21 protein-coding genes and 1 pseudogene are annotated in these 23,215 nt (G+C 46.6%); 13 read left to right on the top strand and 9 right to left on the bottom strand.

Annotated elements, in window-relative coordinates; translation table 11 throughout:
- Positions 1-24 precede the first annotated feature (24 nt).
- Positions 25-1,056 carry a 3-deoxy-7-phosphoheptulonate synthase gene (gene aroF, locus ACZ5KY_RS05230; RefSeq protein ID WP_464242847.1) on the bottom strand — a complete coding sequence of 344 codons (1,032 nt, stop codon included), beginning with the start codon at positions 1,054-1,056 and terminating at the stop codon, positions 25-27.
- Positions 1,057-1,415: 359 nt separating this feature from the next.
- On the opposite strand from aroF, the gene trmB reads away from it, so the two are divergent.
- The 3 genes from trmB to ACZ5KY_RS05215 all read left to right on the top strand — a co-directional run bounded on the left by trmB (position 1,416) and on the right by ACZ5KY_RS05215 (position 4,508).
- The gene (gene trmB / locus ACZ5KY_RS05225; RefSeq protein ID WP_464242846.1) at positions 1,416-2,111 is read left to right on the top strand and encodes a tRNA (guanosine(46)-N7)-methyltransferase TrmB; all 696 of its coding nucleotides are present in this window, start codon (positions 1,416-1,418) and stop codon (positions 2,109-2,111) included.
- Positions 2,111-3,322 carry a tRNA pseudouridine(13) synthase TruD gene (gene truD / locus ACZ5KY_RS05220; protein WP_464242845.1) on the top strand — a complete coding sequence of 404 codons (1,212 nt, stop codon included), beginning with the start codon at positions 2,111-2,113 and terminating at the stop codon, positions 3,320-3,322. The genes trmB and truD overlap by 1 nt, the downstream gene beginning before the upstream one ends.
- Positions 3,323-3,725: 403 nt before the next feature.
- Entirely contained in the window at positions 3,726-4,508 is a 783-nt protein-coding gene (locus ACZ5KY_RS05215) for an IclR family transcriptional regulator (protein ID WP_464242844.1), read from the top strand.
- Positions 4,509-4,585: 77 nt separating this feature from the next.
- Here the strand turns inward: ACZ5KY_RS05215 and coaE are convergent, their stop codons facing one another.
- Positions 4,586-5,188 carry a dephospho-CoA kinase gene (gene coaE, locus ACZ5KY_RS05210; protein ID WP_464242843.1) on the bottom strand — a complete coding sequence of 201 codons (603 nt, stop codon included), beginning with the start codon at positions 5,186-5,188 and terminating at the stop codon, positions 4,586-4,588.
- A gap of 163 nt (positions 5,189-5,351) precedes the next feature.
- On the opposite strand from coaE, the gene hemL reads away from it, so the two are divergent.
- The 3 genes from hemL (at position 5,352) to ACZ5KY_RS05195 (ending at position 9,764) form a co-directional block, all read left to right on the top strand.
- A complete protein-coding gene (gene hemL, locus ACZ5KY_RS05205; protein WP_464242842.1) occupies positions 5,352-6,635 on the top strand; it encodes a glutamate-1-semialdehyde 2,1-aminomutase in 1,284 nt (427 codons plus the stop codon).
- Positions 6,636-6,867: 232 nt separating this feature from the next.
- On the top strand, positions 6,868-8,433 hold the full coding sequence (locus ACZ5KY_RS05200; protein ID WP_464242841.1) for a HEAT repeat domain-containing protein: 1,566 nt from the start codon (positions 6,868-6,870) through the stop codon (positions 8,431-8,433).
- Between the two features lie 149 nt (positions 8,434-8,582).
- Positions 8,583-9,764, top strand: coding sequence for an HD-GYP domain-containing protein (locus tag ACZ5KY_RS05195; protein WP_464242840.1), 1,182 nt, complete (start codon positions 8,583-8,585; stop codon positions 9,762-9,764).
- A 22-nt stretch (positions 9,765-9,786) separates the two neighbouring features.
- Here the strand turns inward: ACZ5KY_RS05195 and ACZ5KY_RS05190 are convergent, their stop codons facing one another.
- Positions 9,787-10,356 (bottom strand): HEAT repeat domain-containing protein, encoded by a 570-nt coding sequence (locus ACZ5KY_RS05190; protein WP_464242839.1) that lies wholly within the window; start codon positions 10,354-10,356, stop codon positions 9,787-9,789.
- Positions 10,356-11,774, bottom strand: coding sequence for a pyruvate kinase (gene pyk / locus ACZ5KY_RS05185; protein ID WP_464242838.1), 1,419 nt, complete (start codon positions 11,772-11,774; stop codon positions 10,356-10,358). The genes ACZ5KY_RS05190 and pyk overlap by 1 nt, the downstream gene beginning before the upstream one ends.
- A gap of 252 nt (positions 11,775-12,026) precedes the next feature.
- Between pyk and ACZ5KY_RS05180 the strand changes: the two genes are divergently transcribed.
- Complete coding sequence (locus ACZ5KY_RS05180) at positions 12,027-12,494, top strand: hypothetical protein (protein WP_464242837.1); 468 nt, start codon at positions 12,027-12,029, stop codon at positions 12,492-12,494.
- On the opposite strand, the gene ACZ5KY_RS05175 is transcribed toward ACZ5KY_RS05180, so the two are convergent.
- The 3 genes from ACZ5KY_RS05175 to ACZ5KY_RS05165 form a co-directional block, all read right to left on the bottom strand.
- Positions 12,481-13,005 (bottom strand): O-acetyl-ADP-ribose deacetylase, encoded by a 525-nt coding sequence (locus tag ACZ5KY_RS05175; protein ID WP_464244634.1) that lies wholly within the window; start codon positions 13,003-13,005, stop codon positions 12,481-12,483. The genes ACZ5KY_RS05180 and ACZ5KY_RS05175 overlap by 14 nt on opposite strands.
- 121 nt (positions 13,006-13,126) lie before the next feature.
- The gene (locus ACZ5KY_RS05170; RefSeq protein WP_464242836.1) at positions 13,127-13,828 is read right to left on the bottom strand and encodes a cytochrome c3 family protein; all 702 of its coding nucleotides are present in this window, start codon (positions 13,826-13,828) and stop codon (positions 13,127-13,129) included.
- An 86-nt stretch (positions 13,829-13,914) separates the two neighbouring features.
- Positions 13,915-14,265 carry a hypothetical protein gene (locus tag ACZ5KY_RS05165; RefSeq protein WP_464242835.1) on the bottom strand — a complete coding sequence of 117 codons (351 nt, stop codon included), beginning with the start codon at positions 14,263-14,265 and terminating at the stop codon, positions 13,915-13,917.
- Between the two features lie 244 nt (positions 14,266-14,509).
- Between ACZ5KY_RS05165 and ACZ5KY_RS05160 the strand changes: the two are divergent.
- Positions 14,510-14,695: pseudogene (locus tag ACZ5KY_RS05160) on the top strand (DDE-type integrase/transposase/recombinase); the annotation flags it as partial.
- Positions 14,696-14,750: 55 nt separating this feature from the next.
- On the opposite strand, the gene ACZ5KY_RS05155 reads toward ACZ5KY_RS05160, so the two are convergent.
- Entirely contained in the window at positions 14,751-15,719 is a 969-nt protein-coding gene (locus tag ACZ5KY_RS05155) for a nucleoside recognition domain-containing protein (protein WP_464242834.1), read from the bottom strand.
- A gap of 124 nt (positions 15,720-15,843) precedes the next feature.
- On the opposite strand from ACZ5KY_RS05155, the gene ACZ5KY_RS05150 reads away from it, so the two are divergent.
- Together ACZ5KY_RS05150 and ACZ5KY_RS05145 are read left to right on the top strand one after the other, a co-directional pair.
- Complete coding sequence (locus ACZ5KY_RS05150) at positions 15,844-16,305, top strand: Lrp/AsnC family transcriptional regulator (protein ID WP_464242833.1); 462 nt, start codon at positions 15,844-15,846, stop codon at positions 16,303-16,305.
- A gap of 122 nt (positions 16,306-16,427) precedes the next feature.
- The gene (locus tag ACZ5KY_RS05145) at positions 16,428-17,012 is read left to right on the top strand and encodes a DNA-3-methyladenine glycosylase I (RefSeq protein WP_464242832.1); all 585 of its coding nucleotides are present in this window, start codon (positions 16,428-16,430) and stop codon (positions 17,010-17,012) included.
- Positions 17,013-17,116: 104 nt separating this feature from the next.
- Here ACZ5KY_RS05145 and ACZ5KY_RS05140 read toward each other — a convergent pair whose 3' ends face one another.
- Positions 17,117-17,674, bottom strand: coding sequence for a single-stranded DNA-binding protein (locus tag ACZ5KY_RS05140; protein ID WP_464242831.1), 558 nt, complete (start codon positions 17,672-17,674; stop codon positions 17,117-17,119).
- 443 nt (positions 17,675-18,117) lie between these two features.
- Between ACZ5KY_RS05140 and ACZ5KY_RS05135 the strand changes: the two genes are divergently transcribed.
- The 3 genes from ACZ5KY_RS05135 to ACZ5KY_RS05125 all read left to right on the top strand — a co-directional run bounded on the left by ACZ5KY_RS05135 (position 18,118) and on the right by ACZ5KY_RS05125 (position 23,153).
- Entirely contained in the window at positions 18,118-19,806 is a 1,689-nt protein-coding gene (locus ACZ5KY_RS05135) for a ribonuclease J (protein ID WP_464242830.1), read from the top strand.
- A 32-nt stretch (positions 19,807-19,838) separates the two neighbouring features.
- Entirely contained in the window at positions 19,839-20,627 is a 789-nt protein-coding gene (locus tag ACZ5KY_RS05130; protein ID WP_464242829.1) for an undecaprenyl-diphosphate phosphatase, read from the top strand.
- Positions 20,628-20,840: 213 nt separating this feature from the next.
- On the top strand, positions 20,841-23,153 hold the full coding sequence (locus ACZ5KY_RS05125) for a DNA translocase FtsK (protein WP_464242828.1): 2,313 nt from the start codon (positions 20,841-20,843) through the stop codon (positions 23,151-23,153).
- Positions 23,154-23,215: the final 62 nt, after the last annotated feature.

Genomic DNA, 23,215 nt, shown 5'->3' with positions numbered 1-23,215 from the left:
ACTGAGGACTAATTTATTGGCAAACTAAACATTTGCTTTCATCGTCGAAGAATCTAAATAATTCTGCAAGCCATCCAACTCGGCCATCAACACTTTAAAATCGGCCCCATCAAGACTCTGAGCCCCATCGCACAACGCCCGCGCTGGGTCGTGATGCACCTCAACCATTAAACCATGCGCTCCAGCAACCAACGCTGATTTTGCCATCACCGGGACCAACGACCGCACCCCCGTGGCATGACTTGGATCGACGATAATCGGCAAATGGCTCAATTGACGCACCAATGGAACAACGGAAAGATCGAGCGTGTTACGGGTGGCACGTTCAAACGTACGAATCCCGCGCTCACACAAAATCACCTGCGAGTTACCCTCGGCAAGAATATATTCAGCGGCAGCCAAGAACTCCTCAATCGTCGCACTCATACCACGCTTCAACAATACTGGAAAATTAAGCTTGCCAACCTCTTTCAGCAAATCGAAATTTTGCATATTGCGCGCACCAATCTGTAACAGATCGGCATAACGGCAAACATCGTCAAGCTGGCCGATTCGCATCACTTCGGTTACAACGGGCATCTGCATCGCATCACCTGCTTGGCGAAGCAGCCTTAAGCCATCAACACCCATCCCTTGAAAAGAGTGCGGTCCAGTCCGCGGCTTAAAGGCTCCACCGCGAAGGATTTGTGCGCCAGCCTGCTTAACAGCTTCGGCACTGGCCATCATCTGCACTTCACTCTCTACCGAACACGGCCCCGCCATCATCACCGCTGCATGACCGTCGCCAATACTAACCGCGCCAACCTTAACCACAGTCGGTTGAGGGTGAAAATCACGCGAAACCAATTTATAAGGTTTGCTCACATGGATCACCTCACGCACTCCCGACAGATTGCGAATGGTTGCATCATCAACATAGCCCTGATTGCCAAGAACACCAATCGCCGTACGTTCGCTACCCGGAATAGGTTCTGGTCGTAAGCCCATCGCACAGACCGCCAGCTTAACCTGTTCAACATCACAATCTTGAGCACTATGATCCATAACAATAAGCATGAAATGATTCTCCTTAAATATGAAAAAACAAACTGTAATTTTTATAAATTCAACAAACAGTACACACTAACGATGACACCAGATGAATTCAAGAGTATTCACCTTTCAAAATACACTTAAATGACATCCACGCCAATCAACCAATCACTTTGGTGCACCCTTTCCATCAAACTCGAATCATCATCATTCCACCACGCCCCAATTTCTTAGGCAGACGACACCCCGAACTTGCAAGGACACTGCACCCAGAATCATTGCCTTTCGCAAAAGGCCATGATAATGTCCCGCGTAATTCTGGCATACTATCTAACATATTTAGAATATGCCAACCGACCCACTGCATTAAACTGGACAACATCATGACTCAACGAAAAATCCAAATCCTTTCACCTACCTTTATTGACTCGGCAGACCTCCCCGCCGATCAAGATCTCAACCAACTCTTCCCAGAAGTGCAGCCCTTGGCACTGGAGATCGGTTGCGGCATTGGTGACTTCATTATTCAACGTGCAGCTCAACAACCTACGACCAATTTTCTTGCCATCGATATCTATAACAAGGGCTGCTATAAAACATGCCGCAGGGTTGACGAATGCGGGCTAACCAACGTTCGCGTAATGCGAATGGAAGCGCGCTACCTCCTTAGCCATTTTGGTTTTGCGGACATGTTGACGGCAATCTACATCAACTGCCCCGATCCATGGCCGAAGAAACGTCACCTAAACAGACGACTGGTTAACCACACTTTTTTGACGCAAATGCTTTACTACATCAAGCCAGAGGGCGATCTCTATTTTATTACCGACGTTGAAGACTACGCTCAACAGGTCGCAGAAACTTTCCCGACAATTGACGGCTACAGCAATCAATTGCCAAGCCCCTACACTCTTGAGCTTGCAGAATATCCGCAATCTAAATATATGCGTCGTTTTTTAGGACAAGGATTACCCATCCATTTCCAACACCAGCAACGCCATGCCAATTTCGTTCTTGAGACAGAAAAAGTTCCTGCAATTGAAATGGGTTTTCGCAACCGACATACCCTGGAGGGATAATGAGACCCTATCTAACTCGCGCATTTGCAGGAACTGCCGGAACCTTTAAAGATACACCAGAGGACTTTATCGTCGAAGAGATTCCCGCTTACGAACCATGCGGCACGGGAGAGCACCTATTCCTACGTGTTGAAAAACAGGGGATGAGCACTTTTGCCATGCTGCAACGCATCGCCAGCGCCCTGGGGATCAAAGAAAATGAACTTGGCTACGCGGGACTAAAGGATGCCCAAGCAATCACGCGACAATGGATCTCCCTCCCCCAGGTTGCTCAAAACAAAATTGATGCACTTGACCTTGATGACATCACCATCCTCTCCAGTAGTTATCACACCAACAAACTACGCATTGGCCATTTACGCGGCAACCGCTTCCACATCCGTATTCACAATGTGGTGGAAGATGCTGAGCAACGTGCCCTAGACACTCTTCACGTGCTTGAACATACCGGCGCACCAAATTTCTTCGGCGAGCAACGCTACGGCTCTCTGGCCTGCAACCACCTCATTGGTCGGGCGATCCTGCAAGAAGATTTTATACGAGCGGCAGAATTAATCATTGGTGACCCGGACAAGATCTCCAATGACCGCTGGCACATGGCCGCGACAGCCTACGCACAAGGAGATACAGAGGGAGCGCTCGCGGCTCTGCCCGGTCGCTTTCGGGACGAACGACGCCTACTTCACACCCTGCTGCGCGGCAAAGATCATCGTCAAGCAGTATTAGGCCTACCACGGAAGCTATTGCGCCTTTACTTATCGGCCTACCAATCGCATCTATTCGATTCCCAAGTTGCAATGCGACTTGACTCCATCGACACTATTTGGCCGGGTGACATCGCTTACATCCACAACAAAGGGGCTTGCTTCCGAGTTGAAGACCCCGAAATCGAACAGATTCGAGCAGATCGACTTGAGATTAGCCCATCTGGTTTACTGGCAGGGCACAAAGCAATGATTGCCACCGACCAAGCAGGTGTCATTGAACATTCGATCCTGGATAAAGAGAATCTTGACAGTGGTGCCTTCACCAAATTAACAGGTCTTAAATTGAGCGGCGAACGACGCCCCCTTAGAGTGCCCGTTGAACACATTCAATGTCACAGCCATAAAGTTAATGATGAAATGGCACTTGAACTTAGCTTTGAACTCCCAGCAGGGTGTTTTGCAACAACTGTGCTATATGAAGTAATGAAGAACTCGGCTCAATAAAACAGGAGGGGGTGTCTTTACGCGTCTAATTAAGCTAAAAAACGGACTGTTATATTTTCAAAATCAATCGTATACGCCTAAATACGACAGCTCACGCCCTTTAAGTAATTTAATAACTGATATTTTCACTTAACGACTTGACAGTTATAAAACAACATTCTATATTTCTGTAAAGAGTTCTTAAGCACGTACCAAATATGGTGAATACGTGAGGCTAACTCAACCGATAAAAGCGACGAAGTTTAAATAAAAATGCAACAAGCAGTGGCATGTGTTCATTTTTTATTTACAGCATATTTCGCAATATTTACCATCTGTACTTGACAAGAGAAAAACATTTCTATACATAGGCCAGCAGTCGTTTATTTAAGTTATCGGTCACACGCATTCGGGGAACATAAAAATGCCCGCCAAAAAAGACAAATCAGAATATATCATTCAAGCCGTATCGCATGCCTTGGACTTGTTAGAACAATTCCACGACGAAGTCGATGAACTCGGCGTTACCGAGTTGAGCAAACGGCTTAAACTTCATAAAAATAACGTATTTAGATTGCTTGCTACGTTAGAATCTCGTGGCTACATTGAACAGAACAAGGCAACTGAAAACTACCGCCTTGGCTTAAAATCACTGGAGCTCGGTCAAACCTTTATCAAACAAATGGGTTTACTACGCCAAGCAAAACTCACCCTAGAGACACTGGTTCATGAGTGTAATGAAACGGCGTATGTAGCGATCTTCAAGGAAAACCACGTCGTCTACCTTGATGTTGTCGAAACAGATATGACGGTACGTGTCGTCTCACGAGTCGGTTCACGCTTGCCAGCTTATTGCACGGCAGCTGGAAAGGTTCACCTTGCCAACCTTTCCGAGGAAGAACTCGACACCTTGCTGCAAAAAAACCTTGAAGGCTTTACCCCGAACACTCACACGACACTTGCTGGTCTCAAAAGTGACCTTGATGCGGTACGGGAACAAGGATATGCCTTTGACAACGAAGAACTGGACCCAGGTGTTCGCTGTATAGCCGCACCGATCCGTGACTACACCCGCCGTATCGTTGGCGCGATTAGCCTATCAGGACCATCTATGCGCTTCACAAACGAACGGATGGAAAAAGAGCTCACCCCATTAGTTATTGAAGCGGCGGCAACCCTATCAATACGCTTAGGCTATCGCCAATAAACTAATCTAAATTTTCAAGCTAAAAAAGGGCCTACGGATAACCGTAAGCCCTTTTTTTTATCCTCACACCTTGCACCTTACTCTGAGCACAACTCCCTATAGACATTATCGACTTGGCGCTGCAGGTCCAACAAACTTTTTGAATTATCAATTACATAGTCAGCACGGCGAGCTTTCTCATGTTGAGGCATCTGAGAATCAACTCGGTTCTTGGCCATTGCCACATCACATTGATCACGCTGACGTAAGCGTTTAAGTTGAACAGCAGAATCAACGATTACCGCTAAAACCTTGTCAACTCGTGATTCGGCACCCGCTTCATAAAGAAGCGGCGCCTCATATACGACCAACCCCCCCGAGGCCCCCTGCGTTTCCACTGCCTGGGCTAAACACTGTTGTGACAAAAGGGCAATAGCAGGATGCATCACACGTTCTAAATCTTTTCGTGCAACAGAATCGGTAAACACCTGATCACCTAATTTTTGTCGGTTTAACGCGCCATCGTCGTTTAATATCTCGGCACCAAAACGTTGAACCAACTTTATCAACACAGGGCTTCCCGGCTGAACAAGTTGTCGAGACAACTCATCGGCACTGACCACTATTGCACCTTTTTCAGCCAACATTTTAGCCACAGTACTCTTTCCCGTTGCAATACCACCTGTAACACCCAATATCATACCCAACTCCATAGCTAACCTACTAAAACTAGGGGACTATCCAACTCCAGCAGTATTGACATCGCATCTGAACCATGATAGCGTTCGTTGTTCTACTAAATACACATCAAGTAGTTTATCAACTTCAATTCGTTATCACCAATATGTCACTCAAGGAGAACCGATGAAACACGAACAGTCTAACACCTATTTTTCTCAGGCTAAACAGGTTATTCCCGGTGGAGTCAACAGCCCCGTTCGTGCCTTCAAGTCCGTTGGTTGCAACCCACTTTTCATCGAGAAAGCTGCGGGTTCACGCATCTACGATGCCGACAACCAATCTTATATTGACTATGTTGGCTCATGGGGGCCAATGATCTTGGGTCACTGTCACCCAAAAGTAGTTGAAGCCATTCAAAGTGCAGCGAGCAGCGGTGCTTCTTTTGGCGCTCCAACCTACAAAGAGATTGAGCTCGCTAACCTGGTCTGTGAAGCGTACCCAAACATTGAAAAAGTACGCATGGTTTCTTCAGGAACCGAGGCAACCATGAGCGCAATTCGGCTCGCGCGCGGCTGTACCGGTCGAGATAAGATTCTTAAATTTGATGGTTGCTATCATGGCCATGCAGATTCTTTGCTTGTTAAAGCTGGCAGTGGTGCTGCAACATTCGGCATACCGACCTCCCCAGGAATTCCAGCAGATGTGGCGAAACATACCCTTACAGCTACGTACAATGACCTCGCCGACGTAAAATCAATTGTCGCACTTAACAAAGATGAGATCGCGTGCATTATCGTAGAGCCAATCGCTGGCAATATGGGCTGCGTTCCACCAGCGGAAGGATTCCTTCAAGGACTTCGTGACCTTTGCACAGCTGAGGGGATCGTGTTAATCATTGACGAAGTTATGACAGGATTTCGTGTCGCCTACGGCGGCGCTCAAGAGCGTTTCAACGTTCGTGGTGACCTCGTTTGCTTAGGCAAAATAATTGGTGGCGGATTACCCGTTGGTGCTTTTGGTGGCAAAAAGGAACTAATGGACCAACTCTCACCCGAAGGTGGTATCTATCAAGCTGGCACACTTTCAGGAAACCCACTTGCAATGAGTGCAGGAATTGCCACACTAAAGCTTCTGAAAGAGGAAGGTTTCTACCAACAAATTGAGGAGAAAAGTGCATTCCTTGAAGCAGGACTACGTCAGGCAGCCACAGCGGCCGGCGCAACAACTTGCTTGCAACGTGTAGGTGGAATGTTCTGCACCTTTTTCTGCGCTGGCCCCGTCAACAACTTTGATGATGCACTAACCAGTGATACCGAAGCCTTCAGTCGCTATTTCCGTTCCATGCTTGAATCAGGAATCAATTTAGCCCCCTCTCAATTTGAAGCTGGTTTTATGAGTATTGCACACAGCCAAGAGGATCTCGAACAAACCATTGAGGCGGCAGCAAAAGCACTTACTTCCCTATAACTCCAGCTCGCCATTTAACGCTATTCGTGGTGTCTGTGGGGCATTTGACCAGAGGCACCACCTTTATCGAGAATTTATTTACAAATACAACAACAACAGTTAGAGTCGGAAAGTAGGAGCCCGCAGCATCAAGACTGGGCCACAGATTCTAACTCAAATGATTTGATTTGAACCTGTATCACCAAGCCACCCAACGGCACACTGATTCAGTGTTAAAGCCTACAGAGGCCTTATGGAAACAATTCTCAATCAAACTGCTGAAGATGCTTTAATTGGCCTCGCCAAGCTGTTAAAGAGCGTCAGCTATTATCCTGACGGACACCCTTCACTCAATGGTGCAATCAATCAATCATTAGAGTTGTTTTCAGCAGTTACTTCCGTCGATCAAACAGCTTTCACCCTAACGGTTTCCCGACAGGGCTTCTCATTCAAAGAATCACTTCTCGTATTTAAGAGCCCGCTACCCAAGACTCTAGCCGAGCGTTTATTTTTCCATAAAATTAAAACCATTACAATTCTACCTGACCTCATTGATCGCCACCTACTTACCTTTGCTCGAACCTTATGCAGTGAGCCTGTAACGGTTACAGCACAAGGTGGCATCCATGAAATCTTAGACCAGCACCGTGTTTCGACGATTGCGGTGAACGAATTGAACCTTACCTCAATTCTCAACCGTAAAAAAATCCTTGAACAACACAATAGCGGTAACGATAGAAATCTAAAGAACTACTCGGCAGAATCAAATTCAAGTTCTGAGATTTCTGCTCAGGAAATTTCATTAAATGAGTTGCTGCATCGACTTGATGAGATACTACAATCACCATCCAAAAAAAATGAAGGTCCATTTCTTCACGGGTTAAAACAGTTAATCCAAACAGTGCAACAGTCGTTGGCTCGAGCCGAACGACTACAGACATTACGCATAATCCAACACATTGATTCGTGGATACAAAATCCATCGTCACCAAAACGTTACGTTACGGTTCTCTCTCAAGCGATTGGTTCAATCAGCAAAAGACCAATTATCGACCTGCTCATTGATAATGCAACAGACACCAAGGGACAGATTCTTGCTCAACATATCATCCTCCACTTTGACGGCACACTACCAGTACTTCTAGTAAGCCGCTTAATAGAAGAGATCGACCATAAATTACGCAAATTTCTCAGCCAACAACTCATTGACCTTGGTGAGCAAGCCTTTCCAGCATTAATTGAAACCCTTGATGATGATCGATGGTTTGTCGTACGAAATTCCGTTGCGATCTTATCGGAAAGCCGCTGTGAACAACTCATACCAGCGTTTGTTTCCCACCTTAACCATCCAGATGGCCGAGTGGTTAATGAAGCAATTCGTGCCCTTGCGCGGATCAATGCACAAGAGTCAAGTCAAGCACTCATCAGTCACCTCAAATCAGGTTGCTGCGACTTCCCCAACCAGATCATCCTAGCGCTAGGAGCGTTGGGTAACAGCATAGCCACGCCTGAACTGTTACGAATCGCTGGCCAGCGCGACACGTTTCTACATGAGAAGGCGACAACAAAAGTGGCTATCGTGGCCCTGAGTGAGATTGCGGACCCTGACAGCACGCCAACGCTCATCCATCTGCTAAAAAAACTTAAGTTCATCAAAAGAAAAGAGTACAATGAAATTCGTTGCCAAGCAGCATTGGCACTTGGCCGTTTTGACGACGAGAAAAGCCTCGCAGTTCTTAAAAAACATGCTAATGCATCGCAACGTAATCTTTCATCGGCTGCGCGACAAGCATTACGCCTAAGAAATGAATCCCAATGAGGAACCTAAACCACTACGCTTTATTTCTCCATGCTTTCAACGGCGCACTGAACGGATTAAAACTTTATCCGCCACAACATCCTGCGTGCTTGAATCTTTACCAATCTCTCTGGGACAATTTGCAAAACATCCTCGTAGAGGAGCGAACAATGACACTTGGCATCGTCGATGACACTCTATTTATCGGCGACCACCTCTACACTGACGGCAATGCCGCTGCAAACCATATAGCCGAAAGACTTACCCAGTTAAACATTGAGGGGATTGAATTTTCAATTGGGTTACAGCAACAGCGTTTAAACCAATTTGTAGATCTTTTCAGTACGGGAGTGTTGCAAGGGGGGAATTTTAACAACAACGTTCAGCGGGCGAATATCACACATATACGCCACGTACAGCGTGACAACGGCGCCACGAGTGGCAGTACCGCCAAAAAAGCCTATGATGATGCAATTTCAGCAGTTCAGGAGCTATCAGAGGAGATTCTTAACGGAGAAATTCCTCAATCTGATAAAGTGATCACCTCTGTCGACAACATGATCCAACAAATGGTCAAAACGCCCTATGCTCTTCTTGCCCTAAACATGATCAAAGATTACGATGATTATACCTATGCTCATTCGGTCAATGTTTCCGTCATCGCCCTAACCATCGGACGAGTGTGCCAGTTAGATCCTGAGTCATTGAATATTCTTGGTGTAGGTAGCTTGCTACACGATTTAGGGAAGCTTAAAATTGATCCAAAAATCATAAAAAAAGCAGGACAACTTTCCTTTGTGGAATATGAGAAAATTAAGGATCACCCTGAGCTCGGTGCACAAATTGCTCGAGAAATGGACAATATAGATCCACGAGCCATTGATATCATATTGGGACATCATCTTCACTTTAACCACAGTGGATACCCACGTAGCGCACTAACCTCAATGGGTTCAGACACAACGCTCACTGATATCACCACCATCGCTGACACCTATGATGCCATCACCACATTAAGAGCCTACCGTCGCCCCAGCACTCCCCGCCAAGCTATTGCAATCATGAAAAAGCTCGCTGGAGTTCAGCTACACCCTAAATATTTACAACTCCTCGAACAAACACTTGGCTCATTTCCCGTTGGTAGCCTGGTTAGATTAGTTAACAATGAAATCGGCCTCATCGTCGATATGGATGCGCTTAATTTAGAGAACAGTACCATCCGTATCATCAAAGACAACAAAGGGCGTAATATCAGCTCCCCTTACGACTTCCAGTTAACCAACAGCAGTCTTAATATTGCTGGTGAAGTTGATCCAATCAGCCACAATATCGACTTAAAAACTCTCCTATAGTTTTACACAGAGATTATATATCTTATAATGGATGAAGCAAACCCAAGGCTTTCACTGCCGCCACCCTCACCTCTGCCCTGGGATCATCAATGTAACCACAAACACAATCCTCTGCTTGGATAAACCCAAGCTGGCCCAATGCTTCCAGCGATGCACAGAGCAATTCCGTATCAGCCTGACTGCAGATGGCTTGCAGATAAGGAACCAAACGCTCATCGTTATATTGCCCAAGCGCTCCCGCAGCATATACGGCAACAGAAGCACTCTCTACCTTTAGGCACTGAACCAGTAAAGGTAAAGCCTCTGGTAAACGCCTTGTCCCAGAAATTTGTATCGCAACCGCACGAACATCGTCATCATCATCCTTTAACGCCACCATTAACAAAGCATTCGATGCCGCACAATTCAAAGATTCCAATACGTACACCGCAGCAACTCGATCCTGTAGAAGACCAGACACCAAAACCTGCTCAAGGCGACCTAATCCTTCATACCGCTCTAGCAGTTCAAGCGATTCTGCCGCAACCTTCCGCACGCCATTGTCACTATCTTTTAGTGCTGCCAACAATACTTCTCTTCGACTTGATCGCATCACTTCCCCCTCAACTCGATCACTTTAAGTAGGTTTGTTGATCCGGGCTGCCACAAGGGTGCCCCTGCTGTCACAACAATGCGATCTTTTTCAGTTGCAATGTTTCGCGCCAAAACTTCTTGGCGAGCACGGTTGAACATCTCATCGGTATCATGACACGCTTCAATTAATACGGGCGTTACCCCCCAAAGTAAATTCATCTGCCGACAACTCAGCGCATCTGGAGTTAAGGCAACAATAGGACAAGTAGGCCTAAACCTCGACACACATGATGCGGTAAACCCTGATTGAGTGTAAGCTAAAATTGCCGAGGCCTGTAAGTCACGAGCCAACCATCCTGCTGAGCGGCCAACGGCCCATGACACAGAAGGGGGATCAACTTGATCTGTCTGTTTCATCTCTAAATCATGACCAACATGTGGCTCCGTTGCCCGAGCAATTCGATCTAAAACCCGTGCTGCTTCGACAGGATAATCACCCGACGCCGTCTCGTCTGACAACATCAAGGCATCCGTGCCATCATAAATTGCATTAGCAACATCGGTGGCCTCAGCACGAGTAGGACGCGGACTACTCACCATGCTAGAAAGCATTTGAGTCGCAGTAATCACACTGCGCCCCCTTAACCGCGCACTGCGAATAAGTTGTTTTTGCAAAACTGGAACCGTTTCAAGGGGCACCTCAACGCCAAGATCGCCGCGAGCAATCATCACCCCATCAACTAAATCCAAAATCTCATCGATATTTTCAACCGCTTCAGGTTTCTCAATTTTAGCAATGAGCTTAGGGCGAGATTCAGCGGTCGCCAACATGGCACGAATCTCTTTCAAGTCATCAGCCTTACGCACAAACGACAACGCTACAATATCAACGCCCTGTTCAAGGCCAAACATCAGATCAGCACGATCTTTATCCGTAAAAGCAGGGATACTTAAATCACTTGATAATAAATTAACCCCCTTGCGCGAATAAGCAACACCGCCTGTGATGACAACGCACTCCACTCGAACACCTACAATTGATGTCACCCGAAGTTCCATCAAACCATCGGCAATCATGATCGCATCACCAACATGAACATCTGCGTGCAACGATGAATAATCGACAGGCAAGGAGCCTTCAAGTTTCTGATCACTAGCACACAGAGTTAGAGATTCGCCTGGAACCAATTTAACACCTGACTCAGCAACCATACCGAGACGTATTTTGGGGCCACAGAGATCTTGTAAAATAGCAACAGGCTCTCCATATTCATTCGAAAAGTTCCGAATTGACTTGATCAGTTTGCCATGTGACGAATGATCACCGTGAGAAAAATTGAGTCGAGCGACATTCATTCCGGCTTTTATCATAGAGGACAACACATCATCGCTTGATGATGCTGGCCCGACTGTACATACAATTTTAGTCCGTCTCATACTATTTTCTCCACGACAACCATTGCAAAAAAAGAGCTCAACTAACTCACACTGAAATCAAGGGCAAAAAAGACTTCAACAAACAGTCACATGACAACAATATGCCATATTACGTTAAACTTTCACTGCATCTTCAAATAAAATCATGCTATAAATGAAATTGCTAATTTCTTAATACCGTTGGCGCTGATCTTATTAAATACGTCAAACGTTTACGAATCATCCTCTTACTGCAAAATAGGCGACTTACTGATGGCTCAACACCGCACCCTGAACCTTCTCGCAGCAATCATCTGGTATGTCGGCAGCATTATCCTGCTCATCAAGTCAGTTGATTTAATCTGTGCAGCACAACAACTTCGGCCTACGGAGTATTGCCACTGGCTCATCCCTAGCTTCGGTTTCCCTATCGGTGTCCTTAAGGGTTACACCTTCTTCTCCCGCACCTGCAGTAAGAACTTGACCCGCATTGCCCTGCTCACAAATCCTAAACCGTGGCAGTGCTACAGGCCCCGTTTTCTTTTGTTCCTAACACTAATGATTGCCCTCGGTGCCACACTCTCTCGCATATCACAAAACAATTACTGGTTACTGTGTGTTGTTGCAGCATTGGACATCAGCCTATCAACTGCATTGCTGACAAGTGGGCGAATGTTTTGGCAACGTAAGGCCGTCAACCATGAACCATCGCCACCATCAAACTCACTCACTCAACAATAAGTGAATAGCGGCCAGCACTTTGTGTCAGCGCCTGAAAAACCTCATCATTAAAGCAAACAAAAACAACTTGGATTACTGTATCACTGTAGCGGATGGCATTCCACACTTCCCGCATGGCAATTTCGGCGGCAATTTTGATAGGGAATCCATAAACACCACAACTCACTGCAGGGAACGCAATCGTTTCAATTCCACGAGCTATCGCATGCTTTAAACTTTCCCGATAACATGAAGAGAGTAACAATTCCTCATTGTTTTGCCCGCCACGCCAAACTGGCCCCACGGTATGAATAACAAAGGGGGCCGGTAATCGATACCCTTTTGTTAGTTTTGCGCAACCAACTTCACACCCCCCCAAGGTACGGCATTCTGCTAGAAGAGCTGGCCCTGCGGCTTGATGTATTGCACCATCGACTCCACCACCACCTAAAAGGCTTGGATTTGCTGCGTTAACAATGGCATCAACCGCAAGCTGAGTAATATCGCCTTTAACAATCTCTATCCTATTCATCATCGCCTTATCAGCTCAGGACTTCCAAGTTCAAGACCAGAGCTTCATCCTCTAGTTTAAACAGTTGAATAGAACTGCTTCATCCTCGGATGAAGCAGTTCTATCACAACCAGCAGCAACGTTACTTTACGTGACAACCACTACACTTCGTTGGACCGTTTTGGAGTTTATGACACCCTTTACACATAGTATGAGCTTTGCTCTTACCCAGATCAAAGGGCCCTGGTGTCGCGTCACCATGACAAGACTGACAACCATATTTCTCACCATGAACAGCATGTGTTAGAGTGACATTAGCCTTATTATTACTAATGACAATAATTGTTGTTACCGCCACTTCAGGTACCGCTACTTCAGGTACTGCTACTTCAGGTACTGCTACTTCAGGTACCGCCACTTCAGGTACCGCTACTTCAGGTACTGCTACTTCAGGTACCGCTACTTCAGGTACCGCTACTTCAGGAACTGTTACTTCTGGAACTGATACTTCTGGAACTGATACTTCTGGAACTGATACTTCTGGAACTGATACTTCTGCGGCCAGTTGCTTAACCGATGCATCAACAATCGTTGCAACGTGCTCGATCATTTTTTCTTTATCTTGCGTCTCTGACTTAACAACATCATCAATTCGTGCCGAAAGTTCTTCAATTACAACAACGCCTTCCCCTGCCGAACCCTCAACTGCTGGTACCTCAACTGCTGGTACCTCAACTGCTGGTGCCTCAACTGCTGGTGCCTCAACTGCTGGAGCCTGTTCCTTTTGTTGGCAACCCGACATCAATAATCCACATACAATAATAAAGCTAAGAAAAATTCTCATTGTTTCCTCCTTAAAAAATTAATTAAACAAAAAAGTCGCTTTTCCTATTAAAGAAAAAGCGACTTTATTAAAAAACGAGCCATTAACTATTTGTGCGAATCAACCTCATCGCTCATATGACCCATAGCTGAAGAAAGTGCATCACTGCCCTCTTTTTCTTTATCTGTGGCACTATCCATAAGATCATTCACCATATGAGAACCTTCTGCACTTACTTTTGCAGCAGCATCAGCAACTTGAGTTTCTGCCTGCTCAACAACTTCAGTCACAACTTCTGTCGCCTGCTCGACAACTTCAGTGGCAGCCTGTTGAGCCTGCTCTACTACCGATGCACTTTCGTGTGCAGTCTCTTTTACTTCAGTCGAGGTAGATACCTCATCTTTACAACCACCTAAAAATAAACCACACGCCAGGATTGTAATCAAAAATAATTTCACTCTTTCCTCCATTTTAATTTTGCTAGAAATGTTAAATAACAAAGTTTTATACAACACATGAATTTTCGGTAAGTTTAATCTCTTTAGTCGCAACTGTCTAGATACATAATCAAACATTAATACTCTCAACAGACAATATGAGTAAGGTGCATCTTAAACACAAAATCATTCAAGACAACCCGTATGGCAAGCCCCTGGTATTGTAGACACACTGATAGTGTTATGATCACAACATCAGGAGGGTTTTACTGGTTGCACAATCAGTCATATTGCGCCAAACACCTTAAATCGCCAAGTTGAAGTCGATAAACCAAATCAATCGCGGGTAACCGACTTCACTTATATTCGGACCCATGAAGGCTAGCCTTATCTGACGATGGTACTCGATCTATTCTCACGTCGAATCGTTGATTGGAGCATTAAAAACAGTATTTTCGGAAACTATTGAGTGTCTAGGATGATAGGGGCTTGCCAAGCACTGTGGATCACTTGGAATTTTCGTTGAGCAAATAACGGCGGAAGGTCAATGCTGGAATTGCATTGATAAGACGAGCCAGAGCCATGATCACGATAAGAGAAAAAATAAACCTGCCAACCAGTAACCCACTATAGTGCCCACCAAAGGCCATAACAAACAGCGTGTCTTCCAACAGACTATGACACAAGCACATAAAACAGACAGAAAGGAAAATATCCTTCTCAGACAAAGAACCTGAACGAGCCTCTTTGATGATCAGGGCGCCACCATAAGAAAGCCCCAGCATTACTCCCACCATTGTCATAGCGGTCGCTTTTTCTCCGATCCCCATAATTCTCAAAAAAGGAGATAAGACCTTTGCTATGAGTGGAGTAATCTTCAATACGTCAAGCATGTTCAATACGAACAACAACACAAGAATAATCCAAAAGATTGACAGAAGTGATTTGACACTACTTAGCGCCCATGGCAGCCAATCTTGTGGTGCTGGATGAATAGAAAGAAAAACAACTTCAGCCGGCTGTTGAAATTGCGTAACGCCTGCATAGAGGACAGATAGCAGCATTCCGTAACCGAGTGCGCAAACCAGACGCAGGCACGTTGTGAACAGAATACCAGCCCCTGCTTTCTGGGCAACTCTCAGCTCTATTGGCATAGAATGGGCAATTAATATCATGGAGCCAAGCACGGTTGCTTGAGCGACAGTCAAAGGGTGTTGCGGCAGCAGGGTGATCAAGGCCGCTGCTCCACCATAAATATTAACAACCATGGCAGTAACCCAGACAAAGCCCATCTCACCAGGAAGTCCAACCAACTGCATCACGGGAGAAATAACTCGTCCGAGCACCTCAATAACCCCAAATTCGACACACAGGCGTACCAATATCATCACAGGGACCATGATTTTAATCAGTTCCCAGTACAGAGAAATGGTGTCGCGCAACAATTTTTTAGTAGCGGGTACAATCCTGCTCATCCGAAATCTCCTAACAATGAAGTGAATGACACGATATGCTATTTTGCTCAGAATTTAGTTTTAAATATTGTGCTAATTTGAGATATAATTTTAAAAAACTGACACAAACGGAGGGAAATTGCGAATGGACGCAATTGACGGAAAGATTGTCGAAATACTACAACACGATGCAAGCTTAACCAACATTGAGTTGTCGGACCGAGTGAACTTATCTGCTTCAAGTTGCCTACGTCGGGTTCAACGTTTAAAAGATCAGGGGGTATTAGTTAAAACGGTCGCGTTGGCAGATCCCGACAAACTTAATCGTGGGCTCATGGCAATTGTCGATGTAACGCTAGAACGTCATGGAGCTGATGCTCGCCAGATATTTATAGATAAATTGATTTTGGAGCCCGCAGTGGGTCAAGCTTATGGTGTTACCGGAGAGACTGATATCGTACTGATCATGAACTTAACGGATATGAAAGAATATCGTGATATTTGTGATCGACTGTTTACCCATGACGCCAATATCGTCAAATTCCGCACTCTGTTTGCAATGGAGTGCCACAAATACGATACAGCTATTCCAGTCAATGCGACCTAACAGGCTGGTGGATTGATCCCGACGTATCGCGCGCGCAGCCGTATTGGTTAGTCTTGGCTGCATGGCTTCAAGACACGAGCGATCAAAACTGCACGTCACCCCCTGCAAAACAGGAGTGAAAAATGAACAACAGATGTAGCTGGTGTGGAAATGACCCATTATATACCGCCTACCATGATGAGGAATGGGGCATTCCTGTTCATGACGACCGCCTACTGTTTGAATTCCTGATTCTGGAAGGCGCTCAGGCTGGACTGAGTTGGCTGACAATCCTAAAAAAGAGAGTAAATTATAGGAAAGCATTTCACTCTTTTGATTGCCAAACAATTGCCAACTATAGCGAAACAGACGTGAAGCGCTTGCTTGCCGATTCCGGCATCGTACGCAATCGCCTTAAAATCCAATCAGCCATCAAGAATGCTCGGGGCGTTCTGAATATCCAAGAGGAGTTTGGCTCATTGGACGCATATCTTTGGCGCTATGTTGAAGGCGTAACGAAGCAAAACGAATGGAAATCCATGGCTGAAATTCCGGTAAAAACAGAACTATCGGAGATGATGAGCAAGGATCTAAAGAAGCGTGGACTGAACTTTGTCGGCCCCACGATCTGCTATGCCTTCATGCAAGCAGTGGGAATGGTAAACGATCACACCACTGATTGCTTTCGCCATGAGGAGATCAAGAGACTTGGCTGCCTGAAAGTTTAATCTGACCTCACCATTCCGAACACAGTATCGAACCTAATACATAAAAAAGCCCAACAGGCGCTCGGCCTGCTGGGCTTTTATTTACACTTTAAATACCTGGCCCCCTAAAACGGAATTTCATCATCAGGATTAAATGCCGGCTCTTCATACACAGGTGCTGGACGTTGTTGAACAGGCTGAGCAGGTTGAGGCGCAGCATAACCTTGATTCTGGTTCTGGCCGCCACTTTGTACAGGTTGAGCTTGCTGAGGCTGGGCAGGTTGAGCTTGACGCTGTTGACCGCCGCCATATCCACCAGCGTTATCGTGCTGACCGCCACCTTGGGAGTCATCACCAGCACGACCGAGCATTTGCATCTGATCAGCAACAACTTCTGTCGAATAGCGGTCATTGCCATCACGATCTTGCCACTTGCGCGTCTGTAGCTTGCCTTCAATATAGACTTGCTTGCCTTTGTGTAAATACTTGCCACAAATTTCAGCCAACTGACGCCAAACAACAATATTGTGCCACTCCGTTTTGCTCTGACGGTTTCCTTCGCGATCTTTATAACTTTCAGTTGTCGCGATAGAAAAATTAGCTACAGCAGCCCCAGCAGGTGTATATTTGAGCTCGGGGTCTTTGCCTAGGTTGCCAACGAGAATAACTTTATTCACTGACATCAGTATTCGTCCTCCATTCGGTAGGAAATAGTCGTAAACTATTGCTAGAAATCTATCGTACTTAACATGAACCTACTGCGAAACATCCGGACTTGGTCCATATCTCCGACTATTTTCGACAAATAGGTTAGCTATTCGCTCTCAAATAATCGAAAATCTGGCCTCAAGCCGAGTGTTTCTCGTTACGGTTCGTCAAGCTCGACAGACTCCTAAAAAAGTAATAGTAAAAAGTAAAAATTGATTGCGGCGATAATACATGCGTAACGGCTAAAGTTAAAGTCAATTCTGCGCTAAAATCAGTACTAATGGCACTGTTTGATATAACATTTGACTCACCGACAGCGCTCCAATACACTGCCGTCATTGACGGATCATTTATCATAATCACCAGATACCAACACACAATCTAGGACAGCCTCCTAACCCTACCATGCGAGTTCAATGTGACCTTTGAATCTGAACAACCTATCAACCCCGACCTGCTGCGTATTGTTGCGCTTGGCGGCCTCGGTGAAATAGGTATGAACATGATGGCAATTGAAGCAGAAGGTAAAATTCTATTGATCGATTGCGGCCTGATGTTTCCCGAAGCACACATGCTCGGAATCGATCTCGTTTTGCCCGACATCACCTCACTTGCTGAGCGCACTGCCGACATTTGTGCTCTGGTGCTGACTCACGGCCACGAGGATCATATCGGCGCTTTACCGTACCTCTACCAGCAACTTGGTTCACCGCCTATTTTTGCCAGCCGATTCACCTTAGGTCTGCTCAAAAAAAAGCTGGAAGAGTTTGATTTGAGTTTGAATAAACAACTCCACCAAATTGAAGCACGAACCACTTTTAGCGTTGGCCCATTCACCGTTGAACCTTTTAGGGTGGCCCATTCTGTCCCAGATGGCTTTGGCTTAGCGATCCGCACCCCTGCTGGTCTCATTATCCACAGTGGTGACTTTAAGCTCGACACGACACCTCTAGATGGTGAACGTACCGACCTTGCTCGGTTAGGACAACTCGGCGACGAAGGCGTTTTACTGCTGATGGCCGACTCGACCAACGTCGAAAGTTGTGGCTACTCGGGTTCAGAACGGCAGGTCGGCCCACGCTTTGTTGAGCTGATGAAGCAAAGTCGCGGCATGGTGTTTGTGGCAACATTTTCCTCAAACATCCACCGCATTCAACAAGCCGTTGATGCGGCTCGTGCCAGTGGCCGCAAGATCATCCTTCACGGTCGCAGCATACTTAACAATGCTTCTGTTGCAAGGCAACTCGACCAATTGACCATCCCTGAACATGAGATGATCGACATCACACAGCTTGATCACTATCCGCGCCACAAAATTGCCGTGATCACTACCGGTAGCCAAGGAGAGCCACGCAGCGCCCTGACGCGAATTGCGACGGATGAACACCCCGATTTTTCGATCACCAGTGATGATTGCGTGATTTTATCTTCGCGCTTTATCCCTGGAAACGAAAAAGCGATCACTGCGGTGATCAATCAGCTCTACCGCCGTGGGGCGACGGTACACTATCAACGCACCAGCGGCGTTCATGTCTCAGGTCACGCCTGCCGCGAAGAACTTAAGCAACTTCTGGCGCTGGTCAGACCAAAAAATTTCATTCCGATCCACGGTGAATACCGCCACCTTGCTCAACATGCACAACTGGCACACGAACAAGGCGTTGACAACAACCATACGGCTATTGTAGAAAACGGTCAGCCAGTGTTAATCTCACGCCACGGTATAAAACGCCTTGAGTCAGTTGCTAGCGGACGGATACTTGTCGACGGCAAAGGGGTGGGTGATGTTGGTGAAATTGAGTTACGCGATCGCCATCGCCTTGCACGCCACGGTACGGTTCTCGCGGTATTAGCGATACGCCAAAGTAGTGGAGCGATCCTACACGGGCCAGAGCTGTTTAGTCGCGGTTGTATCCCTGAGTTCGATCAAGACCATTGGCTGCAAGGTGCGACGCACAAAGTTGAGCAGATGCTTGAAGAACAGCATATTTCATCTAAAACAGATTGGGATGATCTGCGGATCGAGATCCGGCAAACGATTAGTCGCTTTTTTAAACGTTCTTTGCAACGTCGCCCCCTGATATTACCCATCATTATTCAACTGTAACGCTTACACCATTTATTTAAGGAAGATACTGCATGAACCTGCTCCACGCGATACTACTTGGACTTCTACAGGGAGCCACCGAATTTCTCCCCGTCTCATCATCGGGCCATCTCGCTATCGCCCAACATTTTATTGATGGTTTTTCTCAACCCGGGATCCTATTCGATGTTGTCCTCCACGTTGGGACCTTATGTGCGGTGACCATCTACTTTTGGAACGACATAGTAAATATTACCACTTCGCCGTGGTGCAAAAAGCCAGAAGGCCAAGATCATCGACATATGTTGCGGTTGATTCTACTTGGCTCAATCCCGACGGCGGTTATCGGTTTAACGTTCAAAGATTTCCTCACCGAGCAGTTTCACAATATCCCCCTTGTTTGCGCCATGTTGGTCGTTACAGGAATCCTACTTTTCAGTGCTGAACGTTGGCGCAGCAGAACGCGACCACAATCACAACTGACCATGGCCGATGCCCTCATTACCGGACTCGTTCAGGGACTTGCCATCCTGCCGGGGATTTCGCGTTCGGGATCAACGATCGCAACGCTGCTTTTTCGCGGCGTTGATGGGACAACCGCAGCACGGTTTTCTTTTTTACTCTCCATGCCAGCCGTCGGCGGTGCAGCGCTACTCTCGTTGCGCGACATCAATGGCTTAGCCGCAGATCAACTCCCTATTTACCTTGCCGGTGGCGCAACAGCATTTCTTAGTGGCTTGATATCAATCCACCTGCTGATGGCGGTGGTGCGCAATAAACGCCTCGCTGGCTTTGCCGTCTATTGCTGGGCTGTAGCCGCGCTCGTTTTTATGATATATTAGCTCAATTGAACGAATCGACTTTCAGCACTATCAACCGTTGATGGTCTCGAAAAAACGAATTAGCTGGCTAAGCAAAAACTTCGTCCCTCAAGGCGTAGTGGTTGTTCAAGGGTAAAGGCATACATGTTGTAAGTCGAAATCTTGAACAAACGCTGCAACGCAGGTGGGCGGATTTTTTTGCAACGCCATCAACTCTTAGGCTAGGAATGCCCTATGGATGTAGAACCAAAAAATACGCGTCGCGAACATCTAAAAAAAGAGATCTCTGCCCTATTCTGGCTGGCGTTCGGCACGTACTTACTTCTATGTCTTGTCTCATTTGATAATAACGATCCATCGTTTAACAATAACCTGCATCCACAACTGGTTAAAAACTACGGTGGTCCGCTTGGTGCACACCTGGCCGACCTCATGTATCAACTTTTCGGTCTATCAGCACTCATTTTACCACCCGCATGTTTTTTGTTTGCGTGGCGGTTGTTTCGTTTTCGCGATATCCACGTGCGCCTGTATAAACTTGGTGCATTTTTGACCATGCTATTTTCCCTTGATGGACTCATTGCTTTAAAACTTAACCACATCAATGTGTTTAGTCAAACATTGACTGAAGCGGGCGGAGCTATTGGCCGAATGCTTTCGACAACCCTTGTCAGCGCTTTAAATATTGGTGGAGCGGCACTGGTTCTCACTGTCTTTTTCTTAGTTTCAACCATGCTACTGACCCGTTTTTCGTTGGTTCTATTTCTTGAAGGGCTCAGCGTACGATTTGGCGCCCGCCTTGAGCGACGACGCGAACGACAACAACAAAAGAAAATTCAAGCAGGTAAACAGAAAACAGCTGGCCCCGTTATCGCGTCACCGCAGCAACCAATACAACCGGCACAGAAACCAGCCAAAGCTAGCCGCGCTCAAGCAAAAGCTAAAGCGAAGAAAGTAATTCCAGTTGAACAGGAATCGTTCGACTTCCTCGACATTAGTGGCAGCTACCAACTGCCACCATTATCTCTTTTAGATTACGATGCCGAACCGCCACAGCCGCCAGACCGTGACGCACTCATGGCCATGGCACGAATTCTTGAATCGAAACTGAAAGATTTTAACGTCGATGGTGAGGTGGTTGAAGTCAAACCTGGCCCCGTTGTTACCATGTTTGAGTTTGCTCCCGCACCAGGAATTAAAGTCAACAAGATCTCAAATTTATCCGATGACCTATCCATGGCCCTGCGCGCAACATCGATTCGGATCGTTGCCCCCATTCCAGGTCGCGGCGTTGTCGGCATCGAGATCCCCAACACTAAGCGCGAAATTGTTTACCTTAAAGACATTCTTGAATCGGAGCAATTCCGCAAAAGCGGCGGCCGTCTACCCATGGCATTGGGCGCAGATATTTTTGGTCAAACCCGCGTCAGCGACTTAGCAAAAATGCCCCACCTACTCGTCGCCGGTTCAACTGGCAGCGGTAAATCAGTTTCCATCAACACCATGATCCTGTCACTGCTCTATCGCGCCAACCCTGAAGATGTTCGCATCATCATGGTCGATCCGAAAATGCTTGAATTATCCATCTATGAGGGAATTCCCCATCTACTTCTCCCTGTTGTCACCGACCCTAAAAAAGCGTCACTGGCTCTCGGCTGGGCCGTGCGTGAAATGGAGCGCCGTTATCAACTGATGGCCAACAAAGGGGTGAGAAACATTGATGGCTACAATAAGAAGATCGCAAAAGAGGAGAAAGACAAAGAGCGTTTAGCTCGACTCGCCGCAGTAGAAGCATCAAATAAAGTCCAAGATGACGAGTTTGATGAAGAACCGATTGCCCCCGTTGATGTTCCACCAGCAACCGAAGCAGAGCTGGATCATGGCCACCTACCTTATATTGTGGTCATTGTCGATGAGCTTGCAGACTTGATGTTGGTGGCGGGACGTGAAATTGAGGAGCATATTGCCCGCTTAGCACAGATGGCGCGGGCCGCAGGAATCCACCTCATCCTGGCAACGCAGCGCCCCAGTGTCGATGTTATTACTGGGCTGATCAAAGCTAACTTCCCTACCCGTATTTCGTTTAAGGTATTTTCCCGTATCGACTCACGCACAATTTTGGATACCATGGGTGCTGAAAGCCTGCTCGGCATGGGCGACATGCTGTTTCTCCCCCCCGGCACCAGCAGCCTGAACCGTGTTCATGGTGCATTTGTATCAGAGCTAGAAGTACAAAAAGTGGTTGATTTCTTAACCAAACAGGGCTCACCAAGTTACGACAGCTCAATTCTTACCCCACCGCCAACTACTACGGGTGACAGTAACGATGACCAAGACTACGATGAACGTTACGATGAAGCCGTCGCCCTTGTCGCCCAGGCCCAACAGGCGTCAATCTCAATGGTTCAGCGTCGCTTACGCATTGGGTACAATCGTGCAGCACGAATCATCGAGAAAATGGAACAGGAGGGAATTGTTGGCCCTTCAGATGGCACAAGCAAGGGCCGCGAAGTATTGATTCAATCGGCAGATAACGAATTAAGATAGTTAAGCCCTCAGCGCTACTATCAATAAGTATAAAAGTGACCCGCCTCAACGTTCTTACGCTA

This window comes from Desulfuromonas svalbardensis, assembly GCF_055389415.1.
This window is presented reverse-complemented; position numbering and strand designations above follow the sequence as displayed.